This is a genomic window from Nocardioides speluncae, from assembly GCF_003121585.1.
Taxonomy (GTDB): Bacteria; Actinomycetota; Actinomycetes; order Propionibacteriales; family Nocardioidaceae; genus Nocardioides; species Nocardioides speluncae.
The window spans coordinates 49,409-62,975 of sequence record NZ_QEOO01000018.1; the positions used below are offsets into that span (position 1 = coordinate 49,409).

22 protein-coding genes and 1 pseudogene are annotated in these 13,567 nt (G+C 69.3%); 19 read left to right on the forward strand and 4 right to left on the reverse strand.

What is annotated here, in order from left to right; genetic code table 11:
• The first annotated feature begins 1 nt into the window (after position 1).
• A complete protein-coding gene (locus DDV73_RS11025) occupies positions 2–820 on the forward strand; it encodes an AfsR/SARP family transcriptional regulator (RefSeq protein WP_161962358.1) in 819 nt (272 codons plus the stop codon).
• Between the two features lie 26 nt (positions 821–846).
• Positions 847–2,082 (forward strand): low temperature requirement protein A, encoded by a 1,236-nt coding sequence (locus DDV73_RS11030; protein WP_109507302.1) that lies wholly within the window; start codon positions 847–849, stop codon positions 2,080–2,082.
• Here DDV73_RS11030 and DDV73_RS11035 read toward each other — a convergent pair.
• Positions 2,079–3,227: pseudogene (locus tag DDV73_RS11035) on the reverse strand (MFS transporter); the annotation flags it as partial. The gene DDV73_RS11030 and the pseudogene DDV73_RS11035 sit on opposite strands and share 4 nt — an antisense overlap.
• 93 nt (positions 3,228–3,320) lie before the next feature.
• On the opposite strand from DDV73_RS11035, the gene DDV73_RS11040 reads away from it, so the two are divergent.
• The gene (locus tag DDV73_RS11040; protein WP_109507304.1) at positions 3,321–4,676 is read left to right on the forward strand and encodes a recombinase family protein; all 1,356 of its coding nucleotides are present in this window, start codon (positions 3,321–3,323) and stop codon (positions 4,674–4,676) included.
• A gap of 58 nt (positions 4,677–4,734) precedes the next feature.
• On the opposite strand, the gene DDV73_RS11045 is transcribed toward DDV73_RS11040, so the two are convergent.
• The 3 genes from DDV73_RS11045 to DDV73_RS11055 form a co-directional block, all read right to left on the reverse strand.
• Positions 4,735–4,905 (reverse strand): hypothetical protein, encoded by a 171-nt coding sequence (locus DDV73_RS11045; protein WP_161962359.1) that lies wholly within the window; start codon positions 4,903–4,905, stop codon positions 4,735–4,737.
• A gap of 305 nt (positions 4,906–5,210) precedes the next feature.
• The gene (locus DDV73_RS11050) at positions 5,211–5,393 is read right to left on the reverse strand and encodes a hypothetical protein (RefSeq protein WP_109507306.1); all 183 of its coding nucleotides are present in this window, start codon (positions 5,391–5,393) and stop codon (positions 5,211–5,213) included.
• 127 nt (positions 5,394–5,520) lie between these two features.
• Complete coding sequence (locus DDV73_RS11055; protein ID WP_109507307.1) at positions 5,521–5,892, reverse strand: hypothetical protein; 372 nt, start codon at positions 5,890–5,892, stop codon at positions 5,521–5,523.
• A 268-nt stretch (positions 5,893–6,160) separates the two neighbouring features.
• Here DDV73_RS11055 and DDV73_RS11060 point away from each other — a divergent pair, with 268 nt between their 5' ends.
• From DDV73_RS11060 to DDV73_RS11120, 16 genes are all read left to right on the forward strand, one after another.
• Entirely contained in the window at positions 6,161–6,418 is a 258-nt protein-coding gene (locus DDV73_RS11060; RefSeq protein ID WP_109507308.1) for a helix-turn-helix transcriptional regulator, read from the forward strand.
• Complete coding sequence (locus DDV73_RS27895; RefSeq protein WP_154402717.1) at positions 6,418–6,591, forward strand: hypothetical protein; 174 nt, start codon at positions 6,418–6,420, stop codon at positions 6,589–6,591. The genes DDV73_RS11060 and DDV73_RS27895 overlap by 1 nt, the downstream gene beginning before the upstream one ends.
• Before the next feature lie 282 nt (positions 6,592–6,873).
• Entirely contained in the window at positions 6,874–7,191 is a 318-nt protein-coding gene (locus DDV73_RS11065; RefSeq protein ID WP_109507309.1) for a hypothetical protein, read from the forward strand.
• Between the two features lie 5 nt (positions 7,192–7,196).
• The gene (locus DDV73_RS27900) at positions 7,197–7,349 is read left to right on the forward strand and encodes a hypothetical protein (protein ID WP_206050818.1); all 153 of its coding nucleotides are present in this window, start codon (positions 7,197–7,199) and stop codon (positions 7,347–7,349) included.
• Entirely contained in the window at positions 7,346–7,657 is a 312-nt protein-coding gene (locus tag DDV73_RS11070) for a hypothetical protein (RefSeq protein WP_109507310.1), read from the forward strand. Before DDV73_RS27900 ends, DDV73_RS11070 begins: the two co-directional genes overlap by 4 nt.
• The gene (locus DDV73_RS11075) at positions 7,654–7,926 is read left to right on the forward strand and encodes a hypothetical protein (protein ID WP_154402719.1); all 273 of its coding nucleotides are present in this window, start codon (positions 7,654–7,656) and stop codon (positions 7,924–7,926) included. Before DDV73_RS11070 ends, DDV73_RS11075 begins: the two co-directional genes overlap by 4 nt.
• A complete protein-coding gene (locus tag DDV73_RS11080) occupies positions 7,923–8,270 on the forward strand; it encodes a hypothetical protein (protein WP_109507312.1) in 348 nt (115 codons plus the stop codon). The genes DDV73_RS11075 and DDV73_RS11080 overlap by 4 nt, the downstream gene beginning before the upstream one ends.
• Entirely contained in the window at positions 8,267–8,527 is a 261-nt protein-coding gene (locus DDV73_RS11085; RefSeq protein ID WP_109507313.1) for a hypothetical protein, read from the forward strand. The genes DDV73_RS11080 and DDV73_RS11085 overlap by 4 nt, the downstream gene beginning before the upstream one ends.
• The gene (locus tag DDV73_RS11090; protein ID WP_109507314.1) at positions 8,524–8,757 is read left to right on the forward strand and encodes a hypothetical protein; all 234 of its coding nucleotides are present in this window, start codon (positions 8,524–8,526) and stop codon (positions 8,755–8,757) included. Before DDV73_RS11085 ends, DDV73_RS11090 begins: the two co-directional genes overlap by 4 nt.
• Positions 8,754–9,809, forward strand: coding sequence for a hypothetical protein (locus DDV73_RS11095; protein WP_109507315.1), 1,056 nt, complete (start codon positions 8,754–8,756; stop codon positions 9,807–9,809). Before DDV73_RS11090 ends, DDV73_RS11095 begins: the two co-directional genes overlap by 4 nt.
• Entirely contained in the window at positions 9,809–10,648 is an 840-nt protein-coding gene (locus tag DDV73_RS29155; protein WP_240617244.1) for an HNH endonuclease, read from the forward strand. Before DDV73_RS11095 ends, DDV73_RS29155 begins: the two co-directional genes overlap by 1 nt.
• 2 nt (positions 10,649–10,650) lie before the next feature.
• Positions 10,651–11,829: a recombination directionality factor gene (locus DDV73_RS11105; RefSeq protein ID WP_109507316.1), complete on the forward strand. Its 1,179-nt coding sequence runs from the start codon at positions 10,651–10,653 to the stop codon at positions 11,827–11,829.
• Positions 11,826–12,083 (forward strand): hypothetical protein, encoded by a 258-nt coding sequence (locus DDV73_RS28220; RefSeq protein WP_161962360.1) that lies wholly within the window; start codon positions 11,826–11,828, stop codon positions 12,081–12,083. Before DDV73_RS11105 ends, DDV73_RS28220 begins: the two co-directional genes overlap by 4 nt.
• On the forward strand, positions 12,080–12,832 hold the full coding sequence (locus DDV73_RS11110) for an exonuclease domain-containing protein (protein ID WP_161962361.1): 753 nt from the start codon (positions 12,080–12,082) through the stop codon (positions 12,830–12,832). Before DDV73_RS28220 ends, DDV73_RS11110 begins: the two co-directional genes overlap by 4 nt.
• Positions 12,829–13,035, forward strand: coding sequence for a hypothetical protein (locus tag DDV73_RS11115; protein WP_154402720.1), 207 nt, complete (start codon positions 12,829–12,831; stop codon positions 13,033–13,035). The genes DDV73_RS11110 and DDV73_RS11115 overlap by 4 nt, the downstream gene beginning before the upstream one ends.
• The gene (locus tag DDV73_RS11120) at positions 13,035–13,427 is read left to right on the forward strand and encodes a hypothetical protein (RefSeq protein ID WP_109507319.1); all 393 of its coding nucleotides are present in this window, start codon (positions 13,035–13,037) and stop codon (positions 13,425–13,427) included. Before DDV73_RS11115 ends, DDV73_RS11120 begins: the two co-directional genes overlap by 1 nt.
• Positions 13,428–13,567: the final 140 nt, after the last annotated feature.

Below are 13,567 nucleotides of genomic sequence, written 5' to 3' on the forward strand. Positions count from 1 at the left end.
CGTGGTGAAGGTACAGCTGCTCGGACCTGTCCGCGCATGGCAGGAGGACGACGAGATAGCGCTCGGATCGGTCCAGCAACGCACCGTCTTCGCCATCCTCGCCGCCTCGGCCGGCCGGCCGATCGCGCGGGCAGAGCTGATCGACGCGCTCTGGCCTGCAGGCCCACCACCGTCGGCTACCAACGTCGTCCAGACCTACATCAAGCGGCTCCGGCGCGCCCTCGAACCCGGCCGGCCGGCCCGCGCGCCAAGCGCCGTCCTGCCGGGCGTGGCCGACGGCTACTGCCTGCGTGCCGATGCCGTCGACCTCGTCGAGTTCCGCGATCTGGTCCGCGATGCCCGGCGCTCCGCGAGCCCGACCCGCCGGGCCCGGCTGCTGGCGGCCGGCGTCCGGCTCTGGGAGGGCGACCCGCTTGCGGCCACCCAGCTGGCCGGCGGCCCCCTCGCGCAGGGGTTGCAGGGCGAGCTGGACCAGGCCGGCTGCTGGTACGCCGAGTCCGCGCTGATGGCGGGCCTCGCCGCGGACGCCGTACCACTGCTGGAGCGGGCGGTCCGCACCCAGCCGCTGCACGAAGGTCTGCACGCGGCGCTGATGAGGCTCTATCAGGCGGTCGGTCGCCGGTCGGCTGCCTTCGACCTCTTCCTCCGGGTCCGCACCCGGCTGGTGGACGACCTCGGTATCGACCCCGGGCCGGAGCTCGCCGCCGCTCACGCCGCACTGCTCGCCGACGTACCGCTCGCGCCGGCCCGCGTGCGAATCCATGTGCGCCCCCGACGGGTGCAGAGCACTTGGCCACACTGCCGACGCCCTGCCCACTGAGAGTCATCGTCCTTAGACTGCGGGCCATGAGCGAGACCATGGACCACCGCAAGGTCCGGATGACTGGTCGCGACCCGCACGAGATCGGGCGGGCGGCGACTCCACTGGAGCTCCTGTTCGACCTGACGTTCGTGGTCGCGTACGGCGTGGCCGCCAACGAGCTGGCGCATGCGCTCACCGACAAGCACATCGCCGACGGGCTGCTCGGGTTCGCGTTCGCGGGGTTCGCGATCACCTGGGCCTGGATCAACTTCTCGTGGTTCGCCTCGGCGTACGACACCGACGACTGGATCTATCGAGTCACCACGATGGTCCAGATGATCGGCGTGCTGATCCTGGCCCTCGGCCTGTCCGACATGTTCGCCGGTCTTGAGAAGGACAAGGTCGACAACGACATCATGGTGCTCGGGTACGTCGTGATGCGGATCCCGATGGTCGCGCAGTGGCTGCGAATGGCCAAGGAGGACCCGGACCGGCGGCCGGTCTCGATGGTCTACGTCAGCACCATCGTGGTCTCCCAGATCGGCTGGGTGCTGCTGCTGATCCCCGACCTGAGCGTCGGCGCGTTCTTCCTGATCGCCGCGGTCCCGCTGCTGATCGAGCTGGCCGGTCCGATCGTCGCCGAGCGGCGGTACGGCGGCCCGCCGTGGCACGCCCACCACATCGCCGAGCGGTACGGGCTGCTGATCATCATCGCGCTCGGCGAGGGCATGATCGGCACCATGGCGACGCTGTCGGCGATCGTCGGACCCGACGGTCCCGGCTGGTCGCTGGATGTCGCGGTCGTCGGCGTCGCGGGTGTGGCGCTGACCTTCGGCGTGTGGTGGACCTACTTCGTGGTCCCCTGTGGCGACCTGCTGCACGCTCACCGCGAGCGCTCGTTCGGCTGGGGCTACGGCCAGATCCCGCTGATCGTGGCGGTGGTGGCGGTCGGCGCCGGCCTGCACGTCGCGGCGTACTACCTGGAGCACCACAGCAAACTCGACACGACCGGCACCGTGCTCTGCGTGACCATCCCGGTCGCGGTCTACATCGCCGGGCTCTTCCTGCTGTACGCCGCACTCACCCGCACCTTCGACCCGTTCCACATGATCCTGCTCGCCGGCTCGGCGGCACTGCTCGTCGCGCCGGTGCTGATGGCGGCCGGCGGCGTGTCACTGGAGTGGTGCCTGGCCGTGCTCGCGCTGGTCCCGTGGGTGACGATCGTCGGCTACGAGACCGTCGGCCACCGGCACAACGAGCGAGTGCTCGCCGAGCTCTAGTCCAGCGGGTGGGCCAGCTCGTCCTGCGGCAGCCTGGCCCAGATGATCGCCACGATCGCGACGATGCCCGGAACGATGCCGGCGATCAGGAAGGTGTTGCGCAGCCCGATCGCCTCCGAGACCGGGCCGGCCAGTGCCATCGACACCGGCATCAGGCTGACCGAGACGAAGAAGTCCAGGCTGGCCACCCGGCCCAGCAGCTCCGGCGGCACCCGCCGCTGCAGCAGCGTGCCCCAGATGACCATCGGCGCCGAGAACGTCGCGCCGAGCACGAACGCCGCGACCACGATGATCCAGATCGCGTTGGCCACGCCCATCAGCGCGAGCGGCAGGCAGCCGACCCCCCAGAGCAGGTTCATCCAGGTGAGGTAGCGGCGCGGCATCCTCAGCGACGCCATCGCCATCGAGCCGACCGCACCGCCGAGGCCGAACGCCGCCAGCACCCAGGCGTGGTCGCTCGGCCCACCGCCGAGCTTGTCCTTGACCAGGAACGGGACCAGCACCTCCAGCGGACCCATCATCACCAGGATCATCAGGCTCGCGAACAGCAGCGTGGCCAGCAGCCACGGCGTCCTGACCATGTAGACGAAGCCCTCGCGCATGTCGCTGAACGCCGAGCGGATCGGGTGCTTGGCCGCATCGTCCTCGGTCTGCTCACGGCGTACCGGCGTCTTCGGCACCGTGCTGAGTACGGCGAGACCGGCGGCCGAGGCGATGGCCGCGACCAGGATCGCCGAGCCGGGGTTGACCGCACCCACGATGGCGCCGGCGACAGCGGGGCCGATCGCCTGGCCGATGGTCGGCCGGACCATGCCCTCGAAGCCGTTGACCGCCAGCAGGTCCTCCTCGGGGACCAGCGCGGGCAGCCACGCTGAGTAGGCGGGGTAGTAGAACGCGAAGCCGACGCCGGTCATCGCGGCGATCGCCGCGAGGTGCCACAGGGCGGTGAGGTCGCTCAGGCTCAGGAAGGCGACGATGCCCATGCCGGCCAGCTCCACGGCCGCCACGCAGAGCAGGATCGACTTCTGCGGAACCCGGTCGGCGACCACGCCACCGAGCAGCGCGGGCAGCAGGATCCCGAGTGCGCTCGCGGTCGAGACCACCGACAGCTGAGCCGGGCCGCCGCCGATCCGGATCACCTCCCAGACCTGGCCGACGGGACAAACGGCTAGGTCTCATGCAAAGATAGTAGGGTGCCACAGTCAGAAACGGAAGTCCGCGCCGGGATCTACGAGCGCATGAGCAAGGACAAGACCGGGAAACGCGCCGGGGTCAAGCGACAGGACGGAGAGAGCCGAGCTCTCGGCGAGAGCCTCGGCTGGCCGATCGTCGACATCTACGTCGACAACGACATCTCCGCCACCAACCGGAAGAAGGAGCGGCCCGAATACAAACGGATGCTCGGCGACATCAAGTCCGGCCGGATCAACGCGATCATCACCTGGCACCCCGACCGGCTCTACCGGACCGTCCGCGACCTAGGGCCCCTCACCGACATCTGCAAGCAGCAGAACACCCAGATCGCGACCTGCAAGGCCGGCGACATCGACCTCACCACACCCACCGGCCGGTACTTCGCCGGCCAGCTCGCGCTGATGGGGACCTACGAGGTCGAGCACGCCGCCGAGCGGTGGCAGCTGTCCCTCCAGCAGCAGCGCGAAGACGGCACCTTCCCGAAGACCGGGTCCCGGCTGTTCGGGTACACCAAGAAAGGGAAGGTCGACAAGGACGAAGCAGAGATCGCCCGCCGCATGGCGGCCGACCTGATCGCCGGCGTACCCATCACCACGATCGCCCGGTGGCTCGACGAAGAGGGCATCACCTCCACGAAAGGCACCCCTTGGAACCACACGACGATCCGCCGATACCTCGCCAACCCCCGCATCGCCGGCTGGTCGACGCTCCGCGGTGAGATCGTCGGCGATGGCAACTGGAAGCCGATCTTCGACCGCGAACAGTGGGAGGTGATCCGGGCGCACGCCGCTGAGGTGCAGCTGACAACGCCGGCTCCCCCGCCGCGCGTCGCAGTGCTCAACGGGATGATCTTCTGCGGGCTCTGCAAGTCGCCGTTGGTCACCGGCGGCCGCGCACAGAGACGGACCGGCGGGCGCGTGCGGATCTACCGGTGCCACACCCGGCCGGGCTACCAGTGGTGCGGAAAGATCGGGATCGACGCCGTGCCGACCGAGGAGGTTGTCGAGGCGTACGCCCGCAAGGTGATCCGAGACGAGCCCGCCGTGGCACAACGCCGCCAGCAGATCGAAGCCGAACCCGGACCAGCCGCGGCCGAGCTGGTGCAGACCCAGGAGCGGATCCTCGAACTCGAGCAGCAGCTCTCGCGGCCTGGTGTTTCGGTCGAGATGCTGCTGCAGGCGATCACCCGGGCGCGGGAGCGACAGGAAGACCTGATGGCTCAGATCGCGGCGCGGCCGTTGAGCAGCTTCGCGGAGCGTGATCGGGCTGCGTGGCCGCCGCAGCTGCGTGCCCGTCGTACGTTGATCGAGCAGGCGGTACGGCGGGTCGAGGTGCTGCCGGCGTCGAAGCCGTCGCGGCTTGGTTTCGACCCGGAGCGCATCGTCATCGACGACCGGTAGGGGATGCGAAGAGTGGCCGGCCCCTGGGCCACTCCACGCTTACATCGATTCTAAGTTGCTAGCGGCGCTTACTGAGCTCATCGTCGTCCTCCCGCCGGCGACGCTCGTTGCGGACGATGCGCCGAGTTCGCGCGTTGTCCTGCATCAGCGTCAGCACCGCCGCGAACGCCGTTACCGCCAGCCCAGCCTGCCCGAGCTGCGTGGAGTCGAAGATGAAGCTCAACGCCATCAACGTCCCCATCGCCAGCCAGCTGACCGCTGTGGCTAGTCCTCCGAAGCTCAATCCGGAATCCCACATGGGACCCCCCACCCGGGTGTCATGAGGTAACAACCCTCCCCTTCTGTCGTTGGTAAAGATGGCGACACCTGGGCTTCGCTTAGAGGTGGGGTCCGGGTGTCGTCCGTCCACTGTGCCCGGAGTCACACATCGCCCAAAAGGGGGCGGCGCAGTAATGCGCCGAACGTGTTCTGGCCCTGACACAAGTAGGCCACCCGTCTGGGGCCCGTCTTAACTATCCTGGCCGATCAGATGCGTCAGCGGCCGCGAAGTAGGCCGTACGCCAGCACGCCAAGCCCGCCGGCGGCGCAGGCAAACAGCGGGGCCCCGAGGACGATGTCCTTCCACGGGTTCGTCCACCCCTGGAGCAGCAGCAGCGCGAGGAACAGCAGTGCCGCTATCGCCAGCAGCCCGAGGCCCTGCCGTACTCGGTTCGTCATGCGTCCTCCTGCCTTTCCCGGTCGGGAGCTCGATGCTGAGCTAGCGTGTAGAGCTTGGTGCCCCTCGACCGCTGGTTCCTACGCCTCCTGGCCGAGGGGCACCGCATTGGCGGCGGGACTTCGCGTGTCATGCCCCTCGCCTCCTCTCGGTCGCGGTCTTCAAGATCGACAGCAGCGCAGCCTTGGTGTCCTCACTGAGGTGTGGGTCCCGTGCAATCGCCTCCGCCGGCGTGATGCCGTCGGCCGACACGCGGAACCCCATCGACTGGACAACTGCCACCGCAACGCGGTCGGCAGAGACTCCGAGCCCGTCCGCGAGGTCGTAGATCACCTCGGCCCGGATCGACTCCAGCGGGTTCGCGTTCACCAGGTCGTTGATGCGGGACCGCTTCAGTGATCCGCCGACTTTCGCGATCCGAGCCTCCACGTCACGCAGCGACCAATCGTTGGCGCGCGTGACAGCGTCGTACAGCTCGCCAAGTGCGCTGCGTTGGTCCATGGTCCCCATAGTCGGTCACTCCGTCCGGTCTAGGCCAGCCCGCTTGGGCACCAGATCGCCGGACCCTGTCCACCCGACGTGGGCACCAACCTAGCGGCGGCTGTGGCTTGTGTTTCCGCAGGTCAGGGCCGACCTGGCGAAATACACGGTTGGAACTTCTTGACGCGTGGGCACCTTGTGATCCACTCTTGACCAGTATCAGTGGACACTATGACCGGTTGGAGGTACCGTGAGATCTAAGCCCGCAACGTCGAACGGAGAGCTCTGGATGTACCTCAGGGACCGGAAGAAGCTCGCCACGCTCATGGTCATCCAGGAGCGCAGCCAGCGAGACGTCGCCCAGGCAGCGGGTTGGCGGACGCACTCCTACGTCGGCCGGCTGCTCCGCGGGGAAGTCCGAACCCTCACTCCCACGGCCGCGCTCCTGATCGCGAGGTACTTCGGCGTGCCCGTCGAGGATCTCTTCGTGCTCAGAGTGTCCGGTGACGCCGGTCGTTCCGACCAGTCGCGAGAGAAGGTGGCGTGATGGCCGCCGACGAGCAGACCGAGGCCGTGTCGTGGCTGGGCCGTCCGCGGGAGTACGGCGAGTACCTCGCCTCCCTGCGGACGACGCCGCTGACCGAGGAGCAGGTCGAGACGGCCGCGCGGATCCTCGCCGCGGTCCCCCGCACGAGCGAGGAGGACTCCCCCGCTGCATAGACCTCCCGGTCCGTCGCGTCTGTGCGCGGCGGGGCGGGATCGGCGCCCGGTCCCCGGTGGGGAAGCCGGACCAGAAGGGCCGGGCGCCTTCCAACTTCATCAGTCAGAGAAAGCCGGAGCCCCGGCCAACCACCAAAGACGGACCAGGGCATCCGGCTCCAACAGAAAGCAGTGTCTCATGACCAACACCACCAAGCCCCACGTCGACACCATCGAAGACCTCGTGACCGACGAGTACTCACCCGACTGCATCGCCCTCGACTACTTCCCGGGCGAGCTGTCATGAGCGTCGCATCGATCACCATCCTCCGCGACCAGGTCGCCAAGCCGGCAGGCCTCGTCTGGGAGGACCCCCCGGCCAAGGACTCCAAGCCCGGCCGCTACGCCGCCATCGCAGCCGCCCTCCGCGAGCGCCCCAACAGCTGGGCCGTCATCCGGACCTACCCGGCCGACCAGGGCAAGAAGGGCTGGGGCTTCGCCTCCAGCATCCGCAACGGGAAGTACCTCGACTTCCGCCACGGCTTCGAGGCGTCGGCCCGCACAGTCGACGGCCAGGTCCGCGTGTACGTCCGCTACGTCGGTGAGGGGGCGGACCGATGATCCACATGACGATGACGCAGCCGACCGGCTCCGGGTGGGTCCCGGTGTGCCGCTGCGGGTGGAAGGGCGCCGAGCACCCGGTCAAGGTCGAGGCCTGGCACGAGGGTGACGCGCACCTCGCGGAGACGAACGGCCGCACCGAGGCGGTGTCGACATGAACGCGCCGGCCCACATCAACGCCGCGATGCTCGCCCTCGCGCAGCACGCCGTGGCCTACGACCTCCCGGTCCCCCTCAACATCACCCCGCCACTCACGGTGATCGAGTCGTTCGACGTCCGGATCCGGTGGGAGGACCGCACCGCCTGGCTGGGCTCTCTGACCACCGGCGTCCACGTCGTCGACAACCGCGACAGCGGCTACGCCCACCACCTGTGGTCGTGCACCCTCCCCGACACCGGCGTCCGAGTCGCCCTCACCGCGCTACGCCTGGACGTGGTGCCCGCGCTGCAGGCGGTGGGGTCATGATGCGCAACCTCCTGACCTTCGCCCTCGACATGGTCACCCCGGACAAGCCACTCCCCGGGGAGCCGCACGTCGACTCCGCCGCCGAGCCGACCGCCGAGCAGCCCGCCGCTCCGGTGCTGACGCCGGCCCAGGTCGCGGCCGCCGCGCTGGAGCGGCAGATCGAGAAGTCCGAGGCGATCTGGGACGCCGCCGTCGCCCGCCGCGAACGCCTCGGCGACTACGACTTCACCCGCTGGGAACTCCACCAGAACGCGAGCGACGAGTCATGAGCACCCCGACCACGGTCCTCGACCACGCCCCCTGCGAAGGCGACTGCGGCGCCACCATCTGCGCCGACGACACCCTCTGCCCCGACACCGTCGAGCAGGCCTGCCAGCACCACGAGCTGCTCTGTGAGGACTGCCGTGCTGCGTGCGCGGACTGCCGGGAGGACGCCGAGTACGACGGCGTCGGCACCGGCCCCGCCCCCTGGGTCACCTGCAAGGCCTGCGACGGCCGCGGGTCGGTGCGTGTGGTCACCGACGGGGTGGTCGAGGTCGACATCTGCCAGGTGTGCGAGCCCTACCGCAGCGGGTCGGTGCCGCTGGCTGCGGTCCTGGACGGTGCGGCATGAGCGCCCTGTGCACGGTCGTCGTGACCAGGACGTGGACCACCGGCGAGGTCGACACCGAAACCCACAACAACGTCTGGGGCGGGACCGCAGCCGAGGGCCGCAAGCTCCGGCTCGAAAGACTCCGCAAGGCGCGCGCCGACGTCAAGCTCGACCGAGACGCCCTGGTCGTACGCGGCCCGCGGACCGTGGTCGGGAACGACGAGTGGGACACCGTCGAACGGATCACCTTCACCGACCTCCCGGACGGTGCGGCATGACCGCGGCGACCGTGCAGAGCGCCACCGACTGGCTGGCCGCCAAGCAGCGCTCCTACTTCGCCGACGCCCGGCGTCTGCGTGAGATGCACGAGGACGACGCCCCGTCCGACGACATGACGTGGGAGCAGTGGTCGATCGTCTACCGCACGGTAGCCGACGAGCTCGCCAAATGCGCCGCCCAGATCACCCACCCGCGGCCCGAGGCGACCTCGCCGGAGGTCCTCTCATGACGAGCACCGACGAGGACTACGAAGGCCCCAGCCCCCTGGACAACCCGACCCTCCCCGAGGTCGACGGCCGGCCCATGGACCACCGCCGGCAGCCGAAGAAGAAGGACCGCGGCACGATCCCCGACCGCCAGAAGAACGGCTACTACGCCGACCACCTCACCGGCGACCGACTCCGATCCGTCACCACCATCCTCGAAGGCGGCGTACCGAAAAAGGCCCTCATCTTCTGGGCAGCCAACACCTGCACCGACTGCGCCATCGACAGCCTCCCCGCACTGGTCGCCGCATCTAGGTTCCCCGACCAGCTCGCCGAGCTGACCGCGTGGATCAAGCGGGCCCACACCCGGAAGAAGGACGAGCGCGCCGAGGTAGGCGGCGCGGTCCACAAGATCATCGAGGCCCGGCTCCTCGGGATCGAGCCGCCCGCGTCGGTGAAGGTCGGCGACGAGGAGTGGGCGCTCGACGGCCCGGAGCTGGCGCCGTACATCGAGAACTTCCGCCGCTTCGAAGCCGAGTGGAAGCCGGCCTGGACCGCCTCGGAGATGGTGGTCGCGAACCCGGAGCACGGGTACGCCGGGACGCTGGACTACACCCTCGGCGCCGACGGCCCGATCGGTGACGCACTCCGCGCTCAGGGGTACGCCGTACCGGCAGGCGTCGACCTGATGGGCGACACCAAGACCGGTGGCGACTGGATCACCCCGGACGACGGCGGCGAGCCGTACCCGAAGATCCTCGGCTCCGGCCACGTCCACGGGGTTTATCCGGAGGCCGGACTGCAGATGTCGGCGTACCGCGCCGCGGCGTGGTGCTGGCTGCGAGACGGATCCAGGGTCCCGATGCCGACGACCGCACCGGTCGGGATCGTGCTGCACCTGCGACCCGAGGGCTACCGGCTCTACCCGGCGCGCTGCGGGGACCGGGAGTACTCCTACTTCCGGTACGCCCAGGTCGTCGACGAATGGTCCTCGCGGATCTCGTCCGCGAAGGTCGACGACCCGGTCATCGGCGGCGCGCTCGAACTGCCGGCACCGGATCAGGCGGTGGCGTGATGGGCGTCTGCATCGTCGAGCACTGCGAACGAACGCACTGGGGCCGCGGGTACTGCCAGGGGCACTACGCGCGCCTGCTGCGGACCGGTGACGTCCAGGCGGCCAAGCCGCTACAGGTGAAGGGGAGGAACGGCGACCGCTGCCGCGTAGAGGGATGCACGCACAAGCCGCACGCGCGGAATCTGTGCGGCACCCACCTGAGCCGCCTTAGGCAACACGGCGACGTGCTCGCCGACGTTCCGATCGGTGTTGCGAAGTACGACGGGCTCTGCCCAGTCGATGGATGCGACCGGCCCCTCTGCGCCAACGGCCACTGCCGACTCCACGACCGCCGGCTCCGGGCGTACGGCCAGCCTGACCTCCCGGTGATCACGCCCGCCAACTGTGCGGTCGCGCGCTGCGACCGGGCCGCGAAGGCGGGCGGCTACTGCAACTCCCACTACGAGCGCCTCCGTCTCTACGGAGACGTCCGAGCGGACCAGCCCTTCAAGGTCTACCGCCCCGACCTGCCGTGCGACCTCGATGGCTGTGAGCGGCCCCACTACTGCCTCGGGTTCTGCTCCAACCACTACCAGCAGCGGATCTCCAAGCCACGCCGGAAGGCGCTCGAGGAGGCCGCGCTCGGTGACGTGGACGCCCGTCGTCTGCAGGCCCGCATCGACTTCTACGGCGGCTGCTGCTGGATGTGCCGGGCGCCGTGGACCTGCATCGACCCCGTCAAGCCGCTCTCTCGTGGCGGCTCGAACTGGCCAGCCAACCTGCGCCCGGCCTGCACCTCCTGCAACGCCAGCAAGCACAACCGCTGGCCCTTCGACACCTCGACCAGAAAGGCCGCCTGACCATGGCGATTCTCACCCTCCAAAAGCGCGCTCGCTCGCTCGGCCGGATCCGCATTGGACAGGTCGTCCCGACTCAGTCGGGCAAGACCCGACCCGCCAAGCTCGACCGGTTCCGCCTCACCTCTCCGTCGAAGCCGCTGCTCGACAAGGCGGCGTCGCTGTACGGCGGCACAGTCCAGGAGTGGACACCCCAAGGCGGCGGCGCCAAGCAGTGGGAGGTGCTCACCGACTCCAAGCGCATCCCGATCATGGTGCCCCCGCAGCCGGTCTCGCAGTTTCTAGAGACGTGGGCCGGTGGAATCTGCGTCCACCGCTGTGATGGCTACACGGAGATGCTCAGCGGCGAGACTTGCGATCCCGACGACCCGCGTCACATCGAGGCCCGGCCGACCACCCGCCTGAACGTCGTCCTGCGCGACGTCGAGGGCATCGGCGTGTGGAGGCTGGAAACCAAGGGCTGGAATGCCGCGATGGAACTGCCCGACGCCGCGGAGTTCCTGGCGCAGGCCGGCGGCTACGTCAACGGCTGGCTGTCCCTTGAGGAGCGTGTCTCCAAGACGGTGGTCGACGGGAAGCCGCAGACGCGTCGGTTCATGGTGCCGATCATCGAGATCGACGTGACTCCGGCCGAGCTGATGGCCGGCCGCGGCCGGGTCGCCACACCGGAGCTCGCCGGGCCGGTCCCGCAGACTCCGGCGATCGCGGGTCCGCAAGGGGAAGGCAGACCCGCGATCGCCGGACCCGACCCGTACGCCCCGTGGTTCGAGCGGCTTGAGGACGCCGCCTCACTCGACGACTGCACCGTGATCTGGGGCGAGATGGTGCAGGCGGTGTTGGTCGGCCCGAAGGCGACGCCGTCGCCGAGGGCTGATGAGTTCGTTGCGGCGTTCAAGGAGCGCGCGCACCAGATCCAGGCCGCAAAGGCGCCGCAGCCGGATGCGGAGGGCGTGTACGAGGCCGACGTCGTCCCCGACTCCACTGCGCCGACCGCGGGCGAGGAGGAAGCGACTGTGGTCTGGACCAAGGTCCTCGAGGCTGCCGCCGAGCACGGCATGTCGCTCCCGCAGGTGCAGGACGACTTTGTCGCACGGATGGGTGACCTCACCCCCGAGTCGGCGTCTGCCTCGGAGCTCAAGGCGTACCTGCAGCTGTTGGTTACGGGCGAGGAGCCGGCGGCATGAACGGCCCGGAGCACTACCGGGAAGCCGAGCGGCTCCTAGCCCTGGCAGTCGCCGAACTCGACCAGTTCAAGGCCGGCGTACCCCACCCCACGGACGTCTCGCGGGCATGCTCACAGCGCGCGGCCGCGGTCGCTGCGGTCGCCGACGTACATGCGACCCTCGCGCTCGCCGCGGCGACGGCGTACCCCGCCGTCAAGGACTACTGCGGCGACGAGAGCAACGACTCCCGCAACTGGGCGGGAGTCACGTCATGACCGCCTCGAAGTGGCAGGGTATGCGCCTCCTGGGCTTCGACACCGAGACAACCGGCACCGACGTCTACAACGACCGCATCGTCACCGTCGCACTCGTCGACATCGCCTACGGCGTACGCCCCACGGTGCGGACCTGGCTGGCCAACCCCGGCATCGACATCCCCGCCGAAGCCACCAACGTCCACGGCATCACCACCGAGCACGCCGCCGAGCACGGCGCCCCGCCCGAGATCGTCCTCCACGAAGTCACAGGCCGGCTCGCCCTCGCGCTGCAGCACAACATCCCGATCGTCGCGTTCAACGCCGCGTTCGACCTGACCTTGTTGGAGCAGGAGAACCAGCGGTACGGCGTACCCACGCTGATGGAGCGGCGCCGTTCGGTGAACGGACAGATCGCGCCGGTCATCGACCCTCGGGTGTTGGACAAGTACGCGCACCCGTTCCGCAAGGGCGGCCGGACGCTGGTCGATGTGTGCCGCCCCTACGGGGTGGTGCACACCGGGGCGCACGCCGCTGATGGTGACGCGTTGGCGGCGTGCCGGTTGGTCCCGAAGATCCTGGATCGGCACGCGAGGAAGTTCGTCGGGCAGACCGTGGACGGGTTGCATCAGTCGCAGATCGGGTGGGCGAAGGCGCAGGCGGACGGGCTGCGGGAGTACTTCGACAAGAACAACAAACCGCACGATGGGGTGGACCCGGGGTGGCCCCTGTACGTCGGTGTGCGCCGACCGGTCGGCGGTGCGTCGTGAGCGTGTGGTCTGACAACGCCTCCGCCTTCGCCACCCACCCCGAGGAAGCGATCGACCAGGAGCGCCGCTCCGCGGTCCGCGACGCGCTGGCGCTGATCGGCGAGGGCGACCCGGGCCGCGCCGAGTGGCGCCTCGTGCGGTCGTTCCGGCGGCAGGCGCGTCTGGCCGGGATCAACGTCGGCGCGCACGAGCGGAGCGCGTGATGGGGTTCATGGCTCACCACGCGGTCGTGGTGCACATCAGCGGTTACGTCTACAGCGACAACTACCCCAGCGGCAGGGCGCCAGCACCTGACATCGCTGCGTTCCGCGAGACCTTGCCTGGTCGCTTCCAGCGGCTGGTGGTCGGCCCGATCGTCACGGCGATCAACGGCGACCTGGTTGCCGCGTTCCTCCCGGACGGCAGCAAGGAGGGCTGGCCGGACAGCGACGAGGGCGACGACTACCGGCGGCAGTTCATCGAGCTGTTCTCGTGGTGCTACGACGACGGGTCGTCGCCGTTCGAGGTCGTGCACCTGAGGTTCGGGGGCGACGAGCCCCAGGACGGCTGGATGGTCCAGCCGAACGTCGGCCACACGCTCGGAGTCGTGTCATGACGGCCCCGGACCGTCCGCAGACGGCGAGCCCAGGGAGGCCGCGGCCGCCGGAGACGTGGGACCGGCTGGCGAAGATCGTCGAGGCGCGGCCTGATCTGGCTGGTCTCGGGTTGACGGTGCTGACCGAATCGGCTGCGTGG